This window comes from Micromonospora sp. NPDC000207 (genome assembly GCF_040300925.1).
Classification (GTDB): Bacteria; Actinomycetota; Actinomycetes; order Mycobacteriales; family Micromonosporaceae; genus Micromonospora.
Map to the genome: position 1 here is coordinate 43,574 of NZ_JBEPEQ010000003.1, position 17,072 is coordinate 60,645.

18 protein-coding genes are annotated in these 17,072 nt (G+C 71.9%); 4 read left to right on the forward strand and 14 right to left on the reverse strand.

The window, feature by feature from the left end; all coding sequences use genetic code 11:
• Positions 1 to 4: 4 nt before the first annotated feature.
• From ABT336_RS01805 to ABT336_RS01825, 5 genes are all read right to left on the reverse strand, one after another.
• Positions 5 to 871, reverse strand: a complete 867-nt coding sequence (locus ABT336_RS01805; RefSeq protein ID WP_350894647.1) for a lysophospholipid acyltransferase family protein — start codon at positions 869 to 871, stop codon at positions 5 to 7.
• Positions 872 to 1,047: 176 nt separating this feature from the next.
• Positions 1,048 to 2,121 (reverse strand): NAD-dependent epimerase/dehydratase family protein, encoded by a 1,074-nt coding sequence (locus ABT336_RS01810; RefSeq protein ID WP_350894561.1) that lies wholly within the window; start codon positions 2,119 to 2,121, stop codon positions 1,048 to 1,050.
• A 117-nt stretch (positions 2,122 to 2,238) separates the two neighbouring features.
• Positions 2,239 to 2,340, reverse strand: a complete 102-nt coding sequence (locus tag ABT336_RS01815; protein ID WP_007465623.1) for a 30S ribosomal protein bS22 — start codon at positions 2,338 to 2,340, stop codon at positions 2,239 to 2,241.
• 218 nt (positions 2,341 to 2,558) lie between these two features.
• Positions 2,559 to 2,768 (reverse strand): helix-turn-helix domain-containing protein, encoded by a 210-nt coding sequence (locus tag ABT336_RS01820; RefSeq protein WP_067367634.1) that lies wholly within the window; start codon positions 2,766 to 2,768, stop codon positions 2,559 to 2,561.
• A 357-nt stretch (positions 2,769 to 3,125) separates the two neighbouring features.
• A complete protein-coding gene (locus ABT336_RS01825) occupies positions 3,126 to 4,046 on the reverse strand; it encodes a proline dehydrogenase family protein (protein WP_350894562.1) in 921 nt (306 codons plus the stop codon).
• Positions 4,047 to 4,119: 73 nt separating this feature from the next.
• Between ABT336_RS01825 and ABT336_RS01830 the strand changes: the two genes are divergently transcribed.
• Complete coding sequence (locus ABT336_RS01830) at positions 4,120 to 4,713, forward strand: CGNR zinc finger domain-containing protein (RefSeq protein WP_502891076.1); 594 nt, start codon at positions 4,120 to 4,122, stop codon at positions 4,711 to 4,713.
• Between the two features lie 15 nt (positions 4,714 to 4,728).
• Here the strand turns inward: ABT336_RS01830 and ABT336_RS01835 are convergent, their stop codons facing one another.
• Positions 4,729 to 5,535 carry a sugar phosphate isomerase/epimerase family protein gene (locus tag ABT336_RS01835; protein WP_350894564.1) on the reverse strand — a complete coding sequence of 269 codons (807 nt, stop codon included), beginning with the start codon at positions 5,533 to 5,535 and terminating at the stop codon, positions 4,729 to 4,731.
• 76 nt (positions 5,536 to 5,611) lie between these two features.
• Positions 5,612 to 6,556 (reverse strand): Ppx/GppA phosphatase family protein, encoded by a 945-nt coding sequence (locus tag ABT336_RS01840; protein ID WP_350894565.1) that lies wholly within the window; start codon positions 6,554 to 6,556, stop codon positions 5,612 to 5,614.
• 74 nt (positions 6,557 to 6,630) lie between these two features.
• On the opposite strand from ABT336_RS01840, the gene ABT336_RS01845 reads away from it, so the two are divergent.
• A complete protein-coding gene (locus ABT336_RS01845; RefSeq protein ID WP_350894566.1) occupies positions 6,631 to 7,443 on the forward strand; it encodes a DUF3109 family protein in 813 nt (270 codons plus the stop codon).
• A 118-nt stretch (positions 7,444 to 7,561) separates the two neighbouring features.
• Here the strand turns inward: ABT336_RS01845 and ABT336_RS01850 are convergent, their stop codons facing one another.
• The 3 genes from ABT336_RS01850 to ABT336_RS01860 all read right to left on the reverse strand — a co-directional run bounded on the left by ABT336_RS01850 (position 7,562) and on the right by ABT336_RS01860 (position 11,120).
• Positions 7,562 to 8,770, reverse strand: a complete 1,209-nt coding sequence (locus ABT336_RS01850; RefSeq protein ID WP_350894567.1) for an MFS transporter — start codon at positions 8,768 to 8,770, stop codon at positions 7,562 to 7,564.
• Between the two features lie 344 nt (positions 8,771 to 9,114).
• Positions 9,115 to 9,798 carry a response regulator gene (locus ABT336_RS01855; protein ID WP_350894568.1) on the reverse strand — a complete coding sequence of 228 codons (684 nt, stop codon included), beginning with the start codon at positions 9,796 to 9,798 and terminating at the stop codon, positions 9,115 to 9,117.
• A gap of 23 nt (positions 9,799 to 9,821) precedes the next feature.
• A complete protein-coding gene (locus tag ABT336_RS01860; protein WP_502891082.1) occupies positions 9,822 to 11,120 on the reverse strand; it encodes a sensor histidine kinase in 1,299 nt (432 codons plus the stop codon).
• Positions 11,121 to 11,340: 220 nt separating this feature from the next.
• On the opposite strand from ABT336_RS01860, the gene phoU reads away from it, so the two are divergent.
• A complete protein-coding gene (gene phoU / locus ABT336_RS01865) occupies positions 11,341 to 11,991 on the forward strand; it encodes a phosphate signaling complex protein PhoU (protein ID WP_350894570.1) in 651 nt (216 codons plus the stop codon).
• Between the two features lie 126 nt (positions 11,992 to 12,117).
• On the opposite strand, the gene ABT336_RS01870 is transcribed toward phoU, so the two are convergent.
• The 4 genes from ABT336_RS01870 to mshA all read right to left on the reverse strand — a co-directional run bounded on the left by ABT336_RS01870 (position 12,118) and on the right by mshA (position 16,116).
• Positions 12,118 to 12,885 carry a phosphoglyceromutase gene (locus ABT336_RS01870; protein WP_350894571.1) on the reverse strand — a complete coding sequence of 256 codons (768 nt, stop codon included), beginning with the start codon at positions 12,883 to 12,885 and terminating at the stop codon, positions 12,118 to 12,120.
• A gap of 504 nt (positions 12,886 to 13,389) precedes the next feature.
• Positions 13,390 to 14,082: a hypothetical protein gene (locus ABT336_RS01875; RefSeq protein WP_350894572.1), complete on the reverse strand. Its 693-nt coding sequence runs from the start codon at positions 14,080 to 14,082 to the stop codon at positions 13,390 to 13,392.
• A 112-nt stretch (positions 14,083 to 14,194) separates the two neighbouring features.
• Complete coding sequence (locus tag ABT336_RS01880) at positions 14,195 to 14,719, reverse strand: type III secretion system chaperone family protein (protein ID WP_350894573.1); 525 nt, start codon at positions 14,717 to 14,719, stop codon at positions 14,195 to 14,197.
• A 32-nt stretch (positions 14,720 to 14,751) separates the two neighbouring features.
• Positions 14,752 to 16,116 carry a D-inositol-3-phosphate glycosyltransferase gene (mshA, locus tag ABT336_RS01885; RefSeq protein WP_350894574.1) on the reverse strand — a complete coding sequence of 455 codons (1,365 nt, stop codon included), beginning with the start codon at positions 16,114 to 16,116 and terminating at the stop codon, positions 14,752 to 14,754.
• A gap of 191 nt (positions 16,117 to 16,307) precedes the next feature.
• On the opposite strand from mshA, the gene ABT336_RS01890 reads away from it, so the two are divergent.
• Positions 16,308 to 17,072, forward strand: a complete 765-nt coding sequence (locus ABT336_RS01890) for an SDR family NAD(P)-dependent oxidoreductase (protein WP_350894575.1) — start codon at positions 16,308 to 16,310, stop codon at positions 17,070 to 17,072.

Consider the following 17,072-nt stretch of genomic DNA (forward strand, 5'->3'; position numbering starts at 1 on the left):
CGTCTCAGGGGCCGAACGGGTCGGGGCGTCGCTCCAGCAGCTGGTGCACCGTCTGCTGGATGGTCTCCCGGACCTGGTCGGCGAGGTTGAACACGACAAGGGGGTCGTCCGCCGCGTCGGTCAGGTGCGCGGTGGGGATCGGCGGACAGAACTCGATCAGCCACTTGCTCGGCAGCGGCACCATGCCCAGCGGCCCGAGCCACGGGAAGGTCGGCGTCACCGGGAAGTAAGGCAGCTTCAGCAGCCGGGCCAGCGGCTTGATGTCGGCCAGCATCGGATAGGTCTCCTCGGCCCCGACGATGGCCACCGGCACGATCGGGGTGCCCGTCCGCAGCGCCGCCGAGACGAAGCCGCCCCGCCCGAACCGTTGCAGCCTGTAACGGTCGGCGTACAGCTTGCCGATTCCCTTGAACCCCTCCGGGAAGACACCGACCAGTTCACCGGTGCCGAGGAGGCGCTCGGCGTCCGCGTTGCAGGCGACCGTACCGCCGGACTTGCGGGCCAGTTCGGAGACGACGGGGATCCGGAAGACCAGGTCCGCGCCGAGCAACCGCAGGTACCGGCTGGCCGGGTGCCGGTCGTGCAGGACGGCGGAGAGCACCAGGGCGTCGAGCGCGACGGTCCCGGAGTGGTTGCCCACCACCAGCCCCGCCCCGTCGACCGGGACGTTCTCCATGCCGGTGACCTCGGTGCGGAACCAGTCCCGGTAGAGCCGACGCAGGATCGGGTGCAGGACCGTCCCGGTCAGCTCGGGGTCGAACCCGAACTCGTCGACCTCGTAGTCACCGGAGAGCCGCTTGCGCAGGAAGGCCAGGCCGGCGGCGACCCGCCGGTCCCAGGGGTCACCCGGGCGGTCCGGCACCGCGCCCACCGGCTCGACGTCCTCGTCCGGCCGGTCCGGCGCTGCCGCCCCGGTCTCGACGTCGTCGCCCGGCGGATCGGGCGCGACCACGTGGTGTCCGTTGCGCCGCGCGGGGACCGCGTCCGGGTCGGCCACCCGCAGCGGTACGTCGAACCGCCCCCGGCCGTCCTGCTCCTCGGTTCCGTTCACGATCGCTCCCGTACGGCCGCCCGCACCTGACGGATGCCCTCCAGGACGGACTGTTCGGCGGCGGCCAGCCGGTCCCGGGTCAGCACCACTCCGCCCTGGTGGGCGCGGATGAAGTCGTCGAAGGCCTCCGCGGTGGTGCGCGGGGTGAAGGCGTACTCCCGCTCCAGCCTGCTGGTGTCGACGACCCGGCCGTGTACGAACAGGTCGACCTGGTCGAGGCCGTAGCGCCCGAAGCCGAGGCTACGGGCCAACGCCGCCGCCCCGGACAGACCCGGTTCCAGGACCGGTACGGCGATCCGCCCGGCCCGTCGGATCGCCTGGGAGAGCGAGAGCACCCCCGACCCGGCGACGTTGTACGTGCCCGGATGGTCCTCCACCACCGACCGGTGCAGCACCTCCAGGGCGTCGTCGAAGTGCACGAACTGCAACCGGGCGTCCCGCCCGAAGATGGTGGGCACCAGCGGCTGGGAGAAGTACCGGGTGAGGGTGGTGTCAGCCCTCGACCCGATGAACGGGGCGAACCGCAGGACGGTGCCTGTGACGTCGGCCCGGCGGCGGCGGAAACCCCTGACGTACCCCTCGATGTCGAGGATGTCGCGGGCGAAACCACCGCGCGGGACCTCGCGCGGTTCGGTGTCCTCGGTGAAGACGGCGGGATCCCGGAAGGACGCACCGTACGCGGCGGTCGACGACCGGATCACCAGCTTGCGCAGCCGGGGTGCCCGCTGACCGGCGGCGAGCAGCTGCATGGTGCCGATGACGTTCTGTTCCTTCATCGCCGCCCGACCGCCGTGCTGCTTGTCGGGGGCGGAGACCAGAGCGAGATGGACGACAGCGTCGACGCCCAGGTCGCCGAGGAGGGGGCCGAGGTCGGCGGGTCCCACCTGGACCTGTTCCACCCCGTCGAGGAGACCGGCGAGTTCGGTGCCGGGCGGGGTGGGGTCGATCCCGATCACCCGCTCGATCCGGGGGTCCGCGGCCAGCCGGGCCGCGACGTGGGCACCGAGGTATCGGCCGACGCCGGTCACGACGACGACCCCCGGCGCGCCCGAGGGGGCACCGGGGGTCATGACGCGCACCTGACCCGGCAGGCGGGATCGAGCCTGGACAACGGCCTGATCACCTGAGCCTCCGGAGGTCGACAGTTGGCAAGTGTCACCGGGAGCCGGGCCGCAGCCCGGCAGCGGTCACTTGCCGAGACGGCGACGCTGGACGCGGGTCTTGCGAAGCAGCTTGCGGTGCTTCTTCTTAGCCATGCGCTTGCGGCGCTTCTTGACCACCGAGCCCATACGACAGCCTTTCGATGCAACGTGCGGGGCGGACCGGACGACGCCACCGGGTGGCGTCCGCGGCCGCTTACGGACAACGAACCGGACCAGGCTGGTGGCATCGGGCGCACCGGTGTGCGGTCACGGTCGGCCTCCAGGGTAGCCGGAGAGCGTCAACAGGACCAACGCGCCCCCGTCGATGCCCGTTACGTCGCACTCGACGGCCCTCCGGCGACCCGTCAGGCGGTCTCCTGGAACGCGCCCCGCAGGTACTCGTGCACTGCGTGCTCCGGCACCCGGAAGGACCGACCGACCCGGACGGCGGCCAACTCACCACTGTGCACGAGTCGATAGACGGTCATCTTCGACACCCGCATCACCGTCGCCACCTCGGCGACGGTGAGGAACCTGACATCCGACAGTCGCCCGTCGGACTGCGATCCGGCCATGGCCCACCGACCAATCCCATGCCCGGCGCGCGCCACACCGACGGGTTCCTCCCACCGGGCGGGCAACGCGCGTGTTACCAGTACCGTAGCGGGACGGCTGTGACCGGCGCGATCCCTTCCTGCAACTGATCACGCCTCCGGGGGCTGTTCACCCGAGCGTGACCAGGGCTTTTCCGCCCTGAAGGGATCCGACCCGACGAATGTCCGAATCGTCGTAAGGCGATCCGTCGGCCAGGTCGGGCGACGACACCGCAGGACGGGCGAGACCTCGGACCGCGCTCGACAGGCCCGGACCGAGGCTTCGCACACTGGGAGCGTGCCCAGTGTGGCAGGTCCGGTTCGACGGGGGCGGGTGGGTCACCCCCGGGAGGCGAGGGCCCGGCCGAAGAAGATCAGGTTGGCGGGACGCTCGGCGAGCCGACGCATCAGGTAGCCGTACCAGTCGTCGCCGTAGGGCACGTAGGTACGCATCGTGTACCCCTCGGCGACCAGCCGCTCCTGCTCCTGCGGACGGATGCCGTACAGCATCTGGAACTCGAACCGGTCCGGTCCCCTGTCGAACCAGCGGGCCCGGTCCTCCCCGATGGCGATCAGACGTGGGTCGTGGGTCGCCAGCATCGGGTAGCCGTCCCCGGCCATCAGCACGTTCATGCACCGGACGTAGGACCTGTCGACGTCCCGGGACGACTGGTGCGCCACCGACTCGGGCTCCCGGTAGGCACCCTTGCACAACCGGACCCGGGCACCGGCCCGCGCCATCTCCCGGCAGTCCGACTCGGTACGCCGCAGGTACGCCTGGAGGGCCACCCCGGTGGACGGATGGTCACGGCGAAGCTCGGCCAGGACGTCGAGGGTCGAGTCGGTGGTGGTGTGGTCCTCCATGTCGAGGGTGACCGTGGTGCCCGCCGCGTCGGCGGCCTGACAGACAGCCAGTGCGTTCTCGTACGCCAGTCGTTCGTCGATCTTCTGCCCGAGCGCGGAGAGTTTGACGCTCACCTCGGCGGGCGGGGTGAGGCCGGCGTCGGAGAGACCGGCCAACAGCCGGCGGTACTCGTCCCGGGCGGCGTGCGCCTGCTCGGCCGTGACCACGTCCTCGCCGAGGTGGTCGAGGGTGACCGCGAAACCGTCGGCGACGAGTGCGCTGGTCGCGCGCAGCGCGTCGTCGGTGCCCCCGCCCACGACGAACCGGCGGACGACGTCACTGGTGTACGGGGCCGTCGCGACGAACCGCTCGACCCGGGACGACCGAGACGCGGCGAGGATCACGGAACGGAGCATGAGCCGAGCGTAACCCTCGCCAAGTCCGCCCGCCGGACGGCGGCCCACCCCTGCCCACACATCGAGGGGCAGCATGTTACGTGAGTCGTCTACGGTTGACGACGTGAACTTCGACGCGTACGCCCGGACCGGCGTCGACCTGGTCAACGCCCGGTTGGAGGATCTCGACGCCGCACGGGTCCTCTTCCCCGACGAGAACGCCTGGATGCGCGACGAGGTGACGGAACGGGACCTCACAGTGCTCCGACGCACGCAACGGCGACTGCGCGAGGTCTTCGGGTACGGCGCCTCCGGGCGGGACGCCGAAGCGGTCGCCGAGCTGAACGCCCTGCTGGCGGCGTACCCGGTGCAGCCCCGGATCTCCGGACACGACTCCAGCGACTGGCACATGCACGTCACCGGCCGGGGTGCCTCGGTGAGCGCCGAGTATCTCGCCGGTGCCGTCTGGGGGCTGTCGGTCTGGCTCTGCGAGTACGGCAGCGCCCGGTTCGGGGTCTGCGCTGACGACCGGTGCGGCAACGTCTACCTGGACACCTCGTCCAACTGTTGCCGACGGTTCTGTTCGGAGCGGTGCGCCACCCGGTCCCACGTCGCCGCCCACCGTGCCCGCAAGCGGGCAGCGATCGGCGAACAGGTGACGGTCGGGGCCGCCGCCGACAACGCCTAGGGGACGCCGGGGGCCTCAGGCCTCGACCGGGGAGGCGGCGGTCAGGTGGGTACGGGCGAACTCCAACGCCTCGCGGAGGTCGGCCTCGCGCAGCTCGCGGCTCTTCGCCCCCCTGGTGGTCACCTCGACCGCGACCGAGCCGGTGAACCCCCGACCGGCGAGCGAGCGGAGCAGTTCGGCGCAGGGCTGGTTGCCCCGGCCGGGCACCAGGTGCTCGTCGCGGCCCTCCCCGGTGCCGTCGCCCAGGTGCACGTGGGCCAGGCCCGACCCCATCCGGTCGGCCAGCTGCAACGCGTCGGTGTGCGCGGCGGCGGTGTGCGACAGGTCCAGGGTGTACGAGGCGTACCCGGTCTCGGTCGGATCCCACCCCGGCAGGTAGGGCACGAACTGGCGGCCGGCCATCCGGACCGGGTACATGTTCTCCACGGCGAAGCGCAGCCCGGAGAACTGGTCGGCGATCGTGTCCAACCCGTCGGCGAAGGTCCGGGCGTAGTCGCGCTGCCAGGTGAACGGAGGGTGCACCACCACCGTGGGCGCCTCCAGGGTCTCGGCCAGCTCGGCGGCCCGGCGGAGCCGAACCCACGGGTCGGAGCTCCAGACCCGCTGGGTGACCAGCAGACAGGGCGCGTGCACCGAGAGGACCGGGACGCCGTAGTGCTCGGCGAGCCCGCGCAGGGCTCCGGCGTCCTGGCTGACGGCGTCGGTCCAGACCATCACCTCGACCCCGTCGTAGCCGAGGGCGGCAGCCATCTGGAAGGCAGCCGCCGTCCGTTCAGGGAAGACCGAGGAGGTGGACAGGAGAACCGGGACGCGGGAAGTCACACCGTCGAGGGTAACCCGGGACCGTTGCGACATCGTGACGAGCAATCCCAAACGGGAATCATCCGGTCACTCTACGTCACATCGGGGCCAGGTGATCCAGCCGCCGCAGGATCACACCCTCCCGGAGCGCCCACGGGCAGATGTCCACCGCGTCCACGCCCAGGCGACGCATCACCGCCTCGGCCACCACCGCACCGGCCAACAACTGGTGCGCCCGGGCGACGCTGACCCCCTCCAGCTCCGGCAACTTGGCCGCAGGGATGTGCCTCACGAAACCCATCACCTGCCGCAGCCCCGTACGGGTCAGCCTCCGCCGGGCCCACAGCCCGGCCCCGGAGGGGGCCGCCCCGGCCAGCCGGGCCAGGGTGCGGAACGTCTTGGAGGTGGCCACCGGTCGATCCCAGCGCACCTCGCCCAGTCGGGCCACCACCGGGTCCAGCAGACCGTCGACGTACTCCCGCAGCTCCTCCACCGTCTCGGCCGACGGCGCGACCGGATCGCCGGGGGCGGACCCCAGCCGCTCCCGGGTGAGCCGACCGGCCCCCAGCGGCAGCGACTCGGCGACGTCCGGGTCCTCGTCGATCCCGGCGGCGATCTCCAGTGAGCCGCCCCCGATGTCCAGGACCAGCAGTCGCCCGGCCGACCAGCCGAACCAGCGCCGTACCGCGAGGAATGTCATCCGGGCCTCGTCCGCGCCGGAGAGCACCTCCAGGCGTACCCCGGTGGTGTCCCGGACCCGGGCCAGGACCTCGGCGGCGTTCGTGGCGTCCCGGACCGCCGAGGTGGCGAAGGCGATCAGGTCGTCGGCACCCATCCCCACGGCTGCGGCACGCGCCCCTTCGACCGCCTTGACCAGCTGGTCGGCCCCGAACGCGGTGAGCGCGCCGTCCGGGCCGATCTGTTCGGCGAGGCGGAGCACCACCTTCTCGGAGTGGGCGGGCCAGGGGTGCGCCCCGTGGTGGGCGTCCACCACCAACAGGTGCACAGTGTTGGAACCGACGTCGAGGACACCCAGTCGCATGCTGAAGACCCTAGGGCCAACACGTTTCGCCGGCTCACCGGCCGGGGGACGGGACCGCGCGTACGCTGGTCCGGGTGACGACGAGCCCGCTTGAACTGCGCGTACTGGTGGACGACCCGGATGATCCGCGCAGCCGTGAGGTGGGGCTGGACTTCCCTCGCGAGTGGATCGAGTTCGTCGACCCCGCCGACGACCAGCACCTGGTCCGGGCCGACCTGACCTGGCTGCTGTCCCGGTGGACGTGCGTGTTCGGCAGGGGCTGCCACGGCATCGTCGCCGGCCGCTCCGCCGACGGCTGCTGTTCGCACGGGGCCTTCTTCACCGACGCCGACGACGAGAAGCGGGTCCGGACGGCCGTCAAACGGTTGACCCCCCAGACCTGGCAGCACTTCCGGCGGGGCTTCAAGAACTGGACCGAGACCGACACCATCGACGGCAAGAACCCGGCCCGCCGGACCGCCACCCGGGACACCGACGCGCCCTGCGTGTTCCTCAACGACGCCGACTTCCCCGCCGGGGGCGGGTGCGCCCTGCACGCCCAGGCGCTGCGCGACGGGGTGCACCCCCTGGAGTACAAGCCGGACGTCTGCTGGCAGTTGCCGGTCCGCCGGGACCAGGAGTGGACCAAGCGCCCGGACAACAGCAAGGTGCTGGTCTCCACGCTCACCGAGTTCGACCGACGCGGGTGGGGGGCGGGTGGACACGACCTGGACTGGTGGTGCACCTCCTCGACCGACGCCCACGTCGGCGCCGACCCGATGTACGTCTCCTACGGTCCGGAGCTGACAGCGCTGATCGGGGCGCCCGCGTACGCGAAGTTGGTCGAACTCTGCACGGCCCGGGTCCGGCAGGGCCAGCTCGCCCCGCACCCGGCCGGCCAGGGCTGACCACCCCGCCTCGACCGCCCGTCCCGGACCCACGTCCCGTGGTTCAGCCGCCCGTCCCCGGTGGGCGGCCGGTCGCCGTGGCTCAGCCGCTCGTCGGCGGGCCGCCGGCCGCCGTGGTTCAGCCGCTCGTCGGCGGGCCGCCGGTCGCCGTGGGGACGACGGCAGGCGTGTCTCGGCGGGGCAGTGGCAGACCTGTCGCCGCCATCGCCACCCCGGCCAGGCCGGCGGCCATGAACGCGAGCACACCCGCCGCCCCCGCACCGGCCGCGAGCAGACCGGCGACACTGGGAATGAGCACCTGACCGAGACGGTTCCCGGTCAGCCGCAATGACATCGCCCGCCCCCGCGAGCCGGGTGGAGCGGCCTCGGCCAGGAACGACATGGTCAGGGGTTGGCCCGCGCCGAGCCCGAGTCCGGCGACGACCACCACCACCGCCATCGCCCACGACGGCAGCGGGGGTAGCAGCAGCCCCAGGCCGACGGCGGAGAGGGCCACAGTGCCGACCAGGAGGGTACGCCGACCGAACGCGGCCACCAGTCGGCCGAGCAGCAGTCGGGAGACCATCGAGGCGACCGCCCGCAGCGCCAGCAGGACCCCGATCGAACCCGCCGCGATGCCCCGCTCCATCCCGAGTGCGGGCAGGTAGACCAGGGTGACGTCGACGGCGGCCAGCACGACGCAGCTGACCAGGAGAGCGCGGCGCAGCCCGGGCTGGCGCAGGAGGTCCCGCACCCCGCCGACGGGGCGTTCCCCATCCGTACGGTGGTGGTGCCCGGAGGGGCGCAGCAACGCGGAGGTGACCAGCAGGGGCAGGGCGACCACTGTGGCCCCGACGAAGATCGCCCGGGTGTCCGGGATCGGCTGGTCACCGCCGAAGGCGACGATCAGTCCCGGCCCGAGGGCCTGCCCGATCGAGGCGGCGAAGGTGTAGTAGCCGAAGGCGGAGTCGTACCGGTGGGCCGGCGTCCGGTTCGCGACCAGCGCCTGCTGGGCCACGACAGCGCAGAGGTGGCCGGTGCCGAGCACCATGCTGGCCAGCACCAGGCCGCCGATGGAGCCGGCGAACAGCAGGAATCCGAGACCGGCGGTGGCCAGCAGCACCGACCCGGCCAACACCACCCGACGTTCGCCGTACCTGTCGACGGCGTGTCCGGCGGGGACCGCCAGGGCCAGGGGTGCCACGGCGAAACTGGCCCCGAGCAGCCCCAACCAGGTTCCGGGGACGTCCAGAGCGAGCGCCTGGTACGCCGACGCCGGCCGGAGCATGAAGGTGACCGCCTGCACGACGACGGTGTGGGCCAGCAGGAGGCCGGTCTGGGCTCGCACGTTCCTCGCCCGGTTCAGGCGGACGTCGTCGGACGCGTCGCCCGACGGACGGGCGCGGCCTCCGCCGGCCCCACCCCGATCGGCCGGGAAGTCATGATCGATAAGCCCACCGGAGCATCGTGCCGCACCCCACCCCGGCCGGACCCAGCAGGGCCTACCGATCCTTTATGATCTTGATAGTAGAATTGCTACCATTCCGAGATGGCCGTGACGCTGCGTGATCACCCGGCCGGCCGGGACGCCAGGCGGTTCGCCGGCCTCGCTGACCAGATCATCGAACGGCATGCCGCTCTGCTGGCACGGCTCGCATCCGACCCGAGCCGACCCGCCGGGTCGTCACCGGCTCAGGGCTCGAACTTGTAGCCCAGACCCCGGACGGTGACGATGTAGCGCGGGGCGGAGGGCTCCGGCTCGATCTTGGAGCGCAGCCGCTTCACGTGCACGTCGAGGGTCTTGGTGTCGCCGACGTAGTCCGCACCCCAGACCCGGTCGATCAGCTGACCACGGGTGAGCACCCGACCGGCGTTGCGCAGCAGCAGCTCCAGCAGCTCGAACTCCTTGAGCGGGAGCTGGACGGGATTGCCGTCGACAGTCACCACGTGCCGCTCGATGTCCATCCGGACCGGACCGGCGGCGAGGGTCGGCGTACCGGACTCGGTGACCTCGGTGGTCTGCCGACGCAGCACCGCCCGGATCCGGGCGACCAGCTCCCGGGGCGAGTACGGCTTGGTCACGTAGTCGTCGGCCCCGATCTCCAGGCCGACCACCTTGTCGATCTCACTGTCCCGGGCGGTCACCATGATGATCGGCACGTGTGAACGCTGCCGCAGCTGCCGGCAGACCTCGGTGCCGGACATCTCCGGCAGCATCAGGTCGAGCAGGACGATGTCGGCACCGCTGCGGTCGAACTCGGTGAGGGCGGAGGTGCCCGTCGCGGCGACGGAGACGTCGAAGCCCTCCTTGCGAAGCATGTACGACAGGGCGTCGGAGAACGACTCCTCGTCCTCGACCACCAGAACGCGGCTCAACGGGGATTCCTTTCCACTGCTGCTCAGACCTGCCGTAGCTCGGCCGGACCAGGCTCGATACCAACCGACGAGAGTGTCGCGGTCAGATCCTCCGGGGGACGGGCGGGCAACCGGAGGGTGAACGTCGAACCACCGCCCAGGGTGCTCGACACCTCCACCCGTCCGCCGTGGTTGCTCGCGATGTGCTTGACGATGGCCAGCCCGAGTCCGGTGCCACCGGTGGAACGCGAGCGGGCCTGGTCGGCCCGGTAGAAGCGCTCGAAGACCCGGTCCACGTCGGTGGGGGCGATCCCGATGCCCTGGTCGGTGACGGAGATGTGGACGTCGTCGCCGTCGCTGCGGGCGACCACCCGGACCACGGTGTCCTCGGCCGAGTAGTTGACCGCGTTCTCGACGAGGTTCGCCACGGCGGTGGCGAGCTGGGCGTCGCTGCCGTACACGGTCAGCCCGTCCTCGGTCACCACCTGGATGTCCGCCCGGCGGGCGGTGGCGCTGGTCCGGGTCCGGTCCAGCACCTCGGCGAGCACCCAGTCGACGGTCACCGGCTCCGGTGCGGGCTGCGGCTCGGCCCCCTGGAGCCGGGTCAGCTCCAGCAACTCCTGGACCAGCCGGCCAAGGCGGGTCGACTCGTGTTGGATCCGCTCGGCGAACCGACGGGCCGCGACGAGGTCCTCGGAGAGGTCGGGGGTGGCCGCACCGGCCGGTTCGGTGGCGTCCAGCAGCGCCTCGGCGAGCAACTGGAGGGCACCGATCGGGGTCTTCAGCTCGTGGCTGACGTTGGCCACGAAGTCCCGGCGTACCCGGGCGAGGCGGTGCGACTCGGTCACGTCCGCCGCTTCGACGGCGATGAAGCCGGCACCGATCCCCATCGCCCGCAGGTGCACGCCGAGCGGGTCCGGTCCGGCGTTGGCGCGGCCACGCGGCAGGTCCAGCTCGATCTCGCGGCGCACCCCGGTCCGTCGGACCTGCCCGGCGAGGGTACGGATCAACGGGTGGGCGGCGATGGAGCCGGGCTGCGGCCCGGCACGGAGCAGCCCCATCGCCCGGGCGGCCGGGTTGACGAGCACCGGCACGTCGTCGGGGCCGAGTACCACGACCCCGGCGCGCAGCGAGTCGATGGTCTTGCGGCCGAGGCCGGGCACCTCGGCCTGGTAGTCGTCGGAGATCGTGGGCCTCCCCCTGCCGAAGAACGACCGGCCCGAGGTGGGCCGGGCGGTCGTGCCGGACGTGTCGGCGCCCGAAGCGGGGCGACGCACGATCCTGGGCAGCAGGAACCCGGCAGCCAGGCCGACCAGCAGGCCGGCGACCACCGCGAACGGCACCACCCACTCCACCAGGCGATCGTAGGGTCATCGTCGGCCCCACGGCCCCCCATGGGAGGCGAATCATGTTCGCTTCTGGAAGTGTTAACCCCTCGGCCCGGCGTCGTTCACCGGCCCCCTCCCCCACCCCGGGGACCTGCGCCTACGGTGGTCGGAACCGTTCGACCCGCCCCCGGCCGACAGGGCCGGACCGGTGCCACCCCACCACGGGAGGTGACAGATGCGCAACGAGTTCCACGCCGACCTGGACACGGTGAGCGACCTACTGGTGGCGATGGCCCACCAGGTACGCGCCGCACTCCGGCAGGCCACCCGGGCGCTGCTCCGGGCCGACCGGCAGGCCGCCGAGGCGGTCATCACCGGGGACGAGGAGGTCAACCGGCGATACCGGGAGATCGAGGACCGGGTCTGCGACCTGCTGGCCCGACAGTCCCCGGTCGCCTCGGACCTCCGGGCCATGATCACCGCTCTGCACGTCGCCGCCGACCTGGAACGGATGGGCGACCTCGCCGACCACGTGGCGAAGACCGCCCTGCGACGGCACCCCTCCCCGGCCGTACCCGCCGAACTCCGGCCGATCTTCACCGACATGGACGGGGTGGCCGACCGGATGGCCGAGAAGATCACCGGGTTGCTCGCCGACCCGGACGCCGAACTCGCCGCCGAACTGGACGGCGACGACGACGCCATGGACGAGCTGCACAAGCAGCTGTTCGGGGTGGTCCTCGGCGCAGACTGGCCGTACGGGGTGGAGACCGCTATCGACGCGACGATGCTGGGGCGGTTCTACGAACGCTACGCCGACCACGCCGTCAGCACCGGCGAGCACATCGTCTACCTGATCACCGGCGAACCGACCCCCACCCGCTGACCCCGCACCCACCCGCTGACCCCGCACCCGGCCCCGGGACGCAGAAAGGGTCCCCCACCGACGGCCGCCGGGAAGAGGGGCGCACCCTCGCTACCCCAGGCGTCGGTGAGGGACCCTCCCTTCGGGTCAGCGGCCCTGGTTGGCGACGGCTGCGGCAGCCGCCTTGGCGGCGTTCGGGTCGAGGTAGGTGCCGCCCAGGGTGAGCGGACGCAGCTGCGGGTCCAGGTCGTACCGCAGCGGGATCCCGGTCGGGATGTTCAGCTTGGCGATCTCCGCGTCGCTGATCTGGTCGAGGTGCTTGACCAGGGCACGCAGCGAGTTGCCGTGCGCGGCCACCAGGACGGTACGCCCGGCCAGGATGTCCGGCACGATCGAGTCGTACCAGTACGGCAGCATCCGCTCGACGACGTCCTTGAGGCACTCCGTCCGAGGCATCAGCTCGCTCGGCAGCAGGGCGTACCGAGGGTCACCGACCTGGGACCACTCGTCGTTGTCGTCGATCGGCGGCGGCGGGGTGTCGTACGAGCGACGCCAGAGCATGAACTGCTCCTCGCCGTACTCGTCGAGGGTCTGCTTCTTGTCCTTGCCCTGGAGGGCGCCGTAGTGGCGCTCGTTGAGCCGCCACGAGCGGCGGACCGCGATCCAGTGCCGGTCGGCGGCGTGCAGCGCCAACTCGGCGGTACGGATGGCCCGGCGCATGACACTGGTGTGCACCACGTCCGGCAGGAGGTCGTGTTCGCGCAGCAGCTCACCGCCGCGCCGCGCCTCGGTCTCGCCCTTCTCGGTCAGGTCCACGTCGACCCAGCCGGTGAAGAGGTTCTTGGCGTTCCAGTCGCTTTCGCCGTGCCGCAGCAGGACCAGCGTCCCGACGGTGGGCCCTTCGCTAGCAGTCATGCCGATCATCCTGCCCGAAGACGGGATCGGACACGCAGCCGGTGGTGGTGACGGCCACCACGTGGCGGTTCGGGGCCGGGTTCCACACCCACCGGGAGCGGGGTTCCACACCCACCGGGAGCGGTGCACCGTCACTGGTGACGTGCGGACGCCCGCCACGGTGTAGAACCGTGACGGGCGTCGCCCCTCGCTGTGCCCGGCGGCGGCGGGCGACACTCACCCCCGTAAGCGTCGCCCGCTCGCGCCGCCGGTCCGGCAGGTGGGCACCGTCCCCCAACGGTGTGGTCCACCCGCCCCTTCGCGTCACCCTCGGTGCGCGGATCTGTTCGATCCGCCGCTCCCCCGAACGTTTCCGAGCGGAACGCGGTGCAATAAAGTTAGTTCGCCCAGTTTATGAATTCAACCCAGGGCGGCTGTCTCGCCGGTCACAGCCCTCGCCCGCAGCTCGGGTCGTGTCCTGCGGTGAGGCAACCGTCGCATACCCCGACCGGACCCCGGTAAACATCAGGCGTCCTCGCGTTGCGGGGATTCGGTCCGGAAGAAGTTGCTCTGCCGTCCGTCGCGCAACTGCTCCTGGTAGATCAGGTTCAGTCGTCGACTGTCGAAGGTCTGGAACCACTCGGCCCAGGTGACCTCCCGCAGGCGGCTGCTCTCCCGGTAGCCCGGAAGGTTGAAGGTCAGCACCCCCGGGCGTCCGTCACGCTCGGTACCGGAGATGGTGGCGGGCTTGGCGTTGCGGGCTGCGGCCCACCGACGGATCACCTCGTGGTTGGTGGTGACCAGACTGCGCCCCGGGCGTTCCGGTCGGTCGGCCAGGGAGGTGATCAGCTGCGAGGAGGAGACCGACCGGGACGTCGACCGACCGGTCCGCACCCCGGTCCGGCCCGCCGTGGCCCTCCGCCCCGAAGCGGCAGGGGTCGAGGCGGCCTTCCGGGCCGGAGTGGCCCGGGTCGAGGCGGCACGGGACCCGGCGGTACGCCGCCCCGAGCGCAGGCTCCGGGCCAACGTCTTGACCAGTTCCGGCTTACGCAGTGCGGACACCCCGGTCACCCCGAGCCGACGCAGCCGCATCCGGATCTCGTCGACCCGCAGCCGGGAGAGCTCCGACTCGGAGACCCCCGGCGTGGCCGGGGACTGGTTGCCCGCCCGTCGTTTCGTCGCGGTCCCGCCGCGACCTGAGCTGTTGCGCTGAGCCATTGGCGTTCACGCTCCTCGACAGAGTGCCTGAGCGCGTCGGTTCGCACCGCACCGCGCGGTGCGGCATACCCCGCAGAGCGCCGACGAACCCCGCAGCGACGAACGGGCCCGCTCAGGTGCCGGGACGCTCAGTGGGTCCGGCACCCGAGGGCTCGAAGAGATGGGCGAAGGCGGCCAGGTTGGCTGTGGACTCCCCCCGCTTGACCCGCCACTGCCACTCCCGCCGGATCGCGGTGCCGAACCCGATCTCCAGCATCGTGTCGAAGGACTCGTCGGCGTAGGTCAGCACCGAGCCGAGCAGCCGGTCCAGCTCGTCGGCGTCGACCCCGCGCAGGTTGACCCGACCGGTGAGGTAGACGTCGCCTGCCGCGTCGATGGAGAACGACACCCCGTACATCCGGGCGTTGCGCTGCAACAGCCAGGCCCAGAGCTCCTCGTGGCGCTCGTCGGGTCGACGCATCACGAACGCCTCGACCCGCAGGGCGTGCTCCCCGGCGATCAGGTGACAGACCGTCTTGAGCTTGTGGGTGCCCGGCAGGGTGACCGCGTACGACCCGTCCCCGGTCGACTCCCAGGCCAGCTCCCGCTCGGTGCAGACCGTCTCGATCAGGGCGGCGACGTCACTCTTCGCGCTCATCCGCCCCACTGTACGGCCCGCTCAGCCCCCGCTCACCAGGTGCAGGACAGGGCCGGGTCGGCGGCCAGCCGGGCGGCGAGCCGGGCCCGGTGCTCGGCGATCGTCGCGTCGTAGACGGCGAGCAGCCCGGCGGCCGTCCGGTTCCAGGAGAAGTCGCGGGCGTGCCGTTCCGCGCCTCGCTCCAGGGCCAACCGTTTCGCCCGGTCCGGCAGCAGACGTTCGAGCGTACGGGCCCAGTCCTGCGGGTCGTGGCTGTCGACCAGCACCCCGCTGACCTGGTCGCGTACCGCTGTGACAAGTCCACCCACGGCGGCGGCCACCACCGGCGTACCGCAGGCCTGGGCCTCCAGGGCGACCAGGCCGAAGGTCTCGTTGTACGACGGGACCGCGACCAGGTCGGCGGCCCGGTAGACGGCCGGCAGGTCGTCCCCGGTCTGCGGCGGCAGGAAGCGCACCCGGTCGGCGACGCCGAGGGAGGCGGCCAACTCGATCAGCGCGGAGGGGCGGTCGAGTCCACTGCCACTCGGGCCGCCCACGATCACCACTGTCAGCTGCTCGGCCAGGGTGGCGTCCCGCTCCCGCAGCGCCGCCGCCGCCCGGACCAGCACGTCCGGTGCCTTGAGTGGTTGGATCCGCCCGACGAACGCCACCTGGTACCCGGTGGTGGGCAGGCCGAGCCGACGGCGGGCGGCCACCCGGCTCGCGTCCCGGTCGCCGGGGGCGGGGCAGAACCGGTCCAGATCCACACCGGGTTGCACGACGTCGACCCGGTCCGGGTCGGCGTGGTAGCGGGTGATCAGGTCCTGGGCTTCCATCCGGGTGTTGGCTACCAGCCGGTCGGCCTCGGCGACGACCTGCTCCTCGCCGATGAGCCGCGCCTTCGGCTCGGGCCGGTCACCGGTGGCGAGCTGGGAGTTCTTGACCTTGGCCAGGGTGTGGGCGGTGTGCACCAGGGGTACGCCCCAGCGGTCCCGGGCCAGCCAACCCACCTGGCCGGAGAGCCAGTAGTGGGAGTGGATGAGGTCGTAGTGGCCGGGGAGCCGGGCGGCCTCGGCCCGCAGGACCCCGGCGGTGAAGGCACAGAGCTGACCGGGGAGTTCCTCCTTGGTCAGCCCCGCCAGCGGCCCGGCCGTGACGTGCCGGACCTGGACCCCGGGGACGATCTCGACCACCTGGGGCAGGTCGCCGGAGGTGGCCCGGGTGAAGATCTCCACCTCGACGTCGGCCTCGGCGAGCCGGCGGGCGACCTCCAGGATGTAGACGTTCATGCCGCCGGCGTCCCCGGTGCCCGGTTGGTGCAGCGGCGAGGTGTGCACCGAAACGGTGGCGATCCGCCGGGGCCGCGGCCACGGTAGGGCACCCCGCTGACGTCCGACACCGGTGTGCATCTCCGCCACTTCTGCTCCTAAATATGGTGATTTGAGGCCGTCTGCGTCGGCCGCCGTCTTCGGACAACGCGCAAGGTCAGACTCATGTTCCCCGCAGGGTCGGGGAGATGCCCCCGGCGCGGCCTCCCGGGTGACGCGCACCTCACCCGACGTGGGCACCGCCCGTTCGGCACAGCCCCCGGGCTCGGCACAATGACCTGATGACACCTGTCGCGATCGTCACCGGCGCCTCCAGCGGAATCGGCGCGGCCACCGCCCGCCGCCTCGCCACCGAGGGCTTCCACGTGCTCGCCGCCGCCCGGCGTACCGACCGGCTGACGGAGCTGGTCGAGCAGATCTCCCGAGCCGGTGGCGCGGCCACCGCTGTCGCCTGCGACGTCACCTCCGACGAGTCGGTGGCCGGGTTGGCGCAGGCCGCCGCCCAGGCCCCCGGGCCGGTCACCCTGCTGGTCAACAACGCCGGTGGGGCACGGGGGCTCGACCCGGTGGAGTCCGGGTCGGTCAGCGACTGGCAGTGGATGTACGACACGAACGTCCTCGGCACCCTGCGGGTGACCCAGGCCCTCCTGCCCGCCCTGGAGGCGTCCGGGGCCGGCACCATCGTGATCGTCAGCTCCACCGCCGGCACCGTCGTATACGAGGGCGGAGGCGGCTACACCGCCGCCAAGCACGCGCAGACCGCCGTGGCCGGCACCCTCCGGCTTGAGCTGTGCGGGCGACCGGTCCGGGTGGTCGAGATCGACCCCGGGATGGTCCGTACCGACGAGTTCAGCCTGGTCCGGTTCGCCGGCGACGAGGACCTGGCGAACGCCGTCTACGCCGGGGTCCCCGACCCGCTGGTCGCCGACGACGTCGCCGACTGCATCGCCTGGTGCGCCACCCGACCGCAGCACGTCAACGTGGACCGGCTGGTGGTGCGCCCGCTGGCCCAGGCCGCCCAGCACAAGGTGCACCGGGTCACCTGA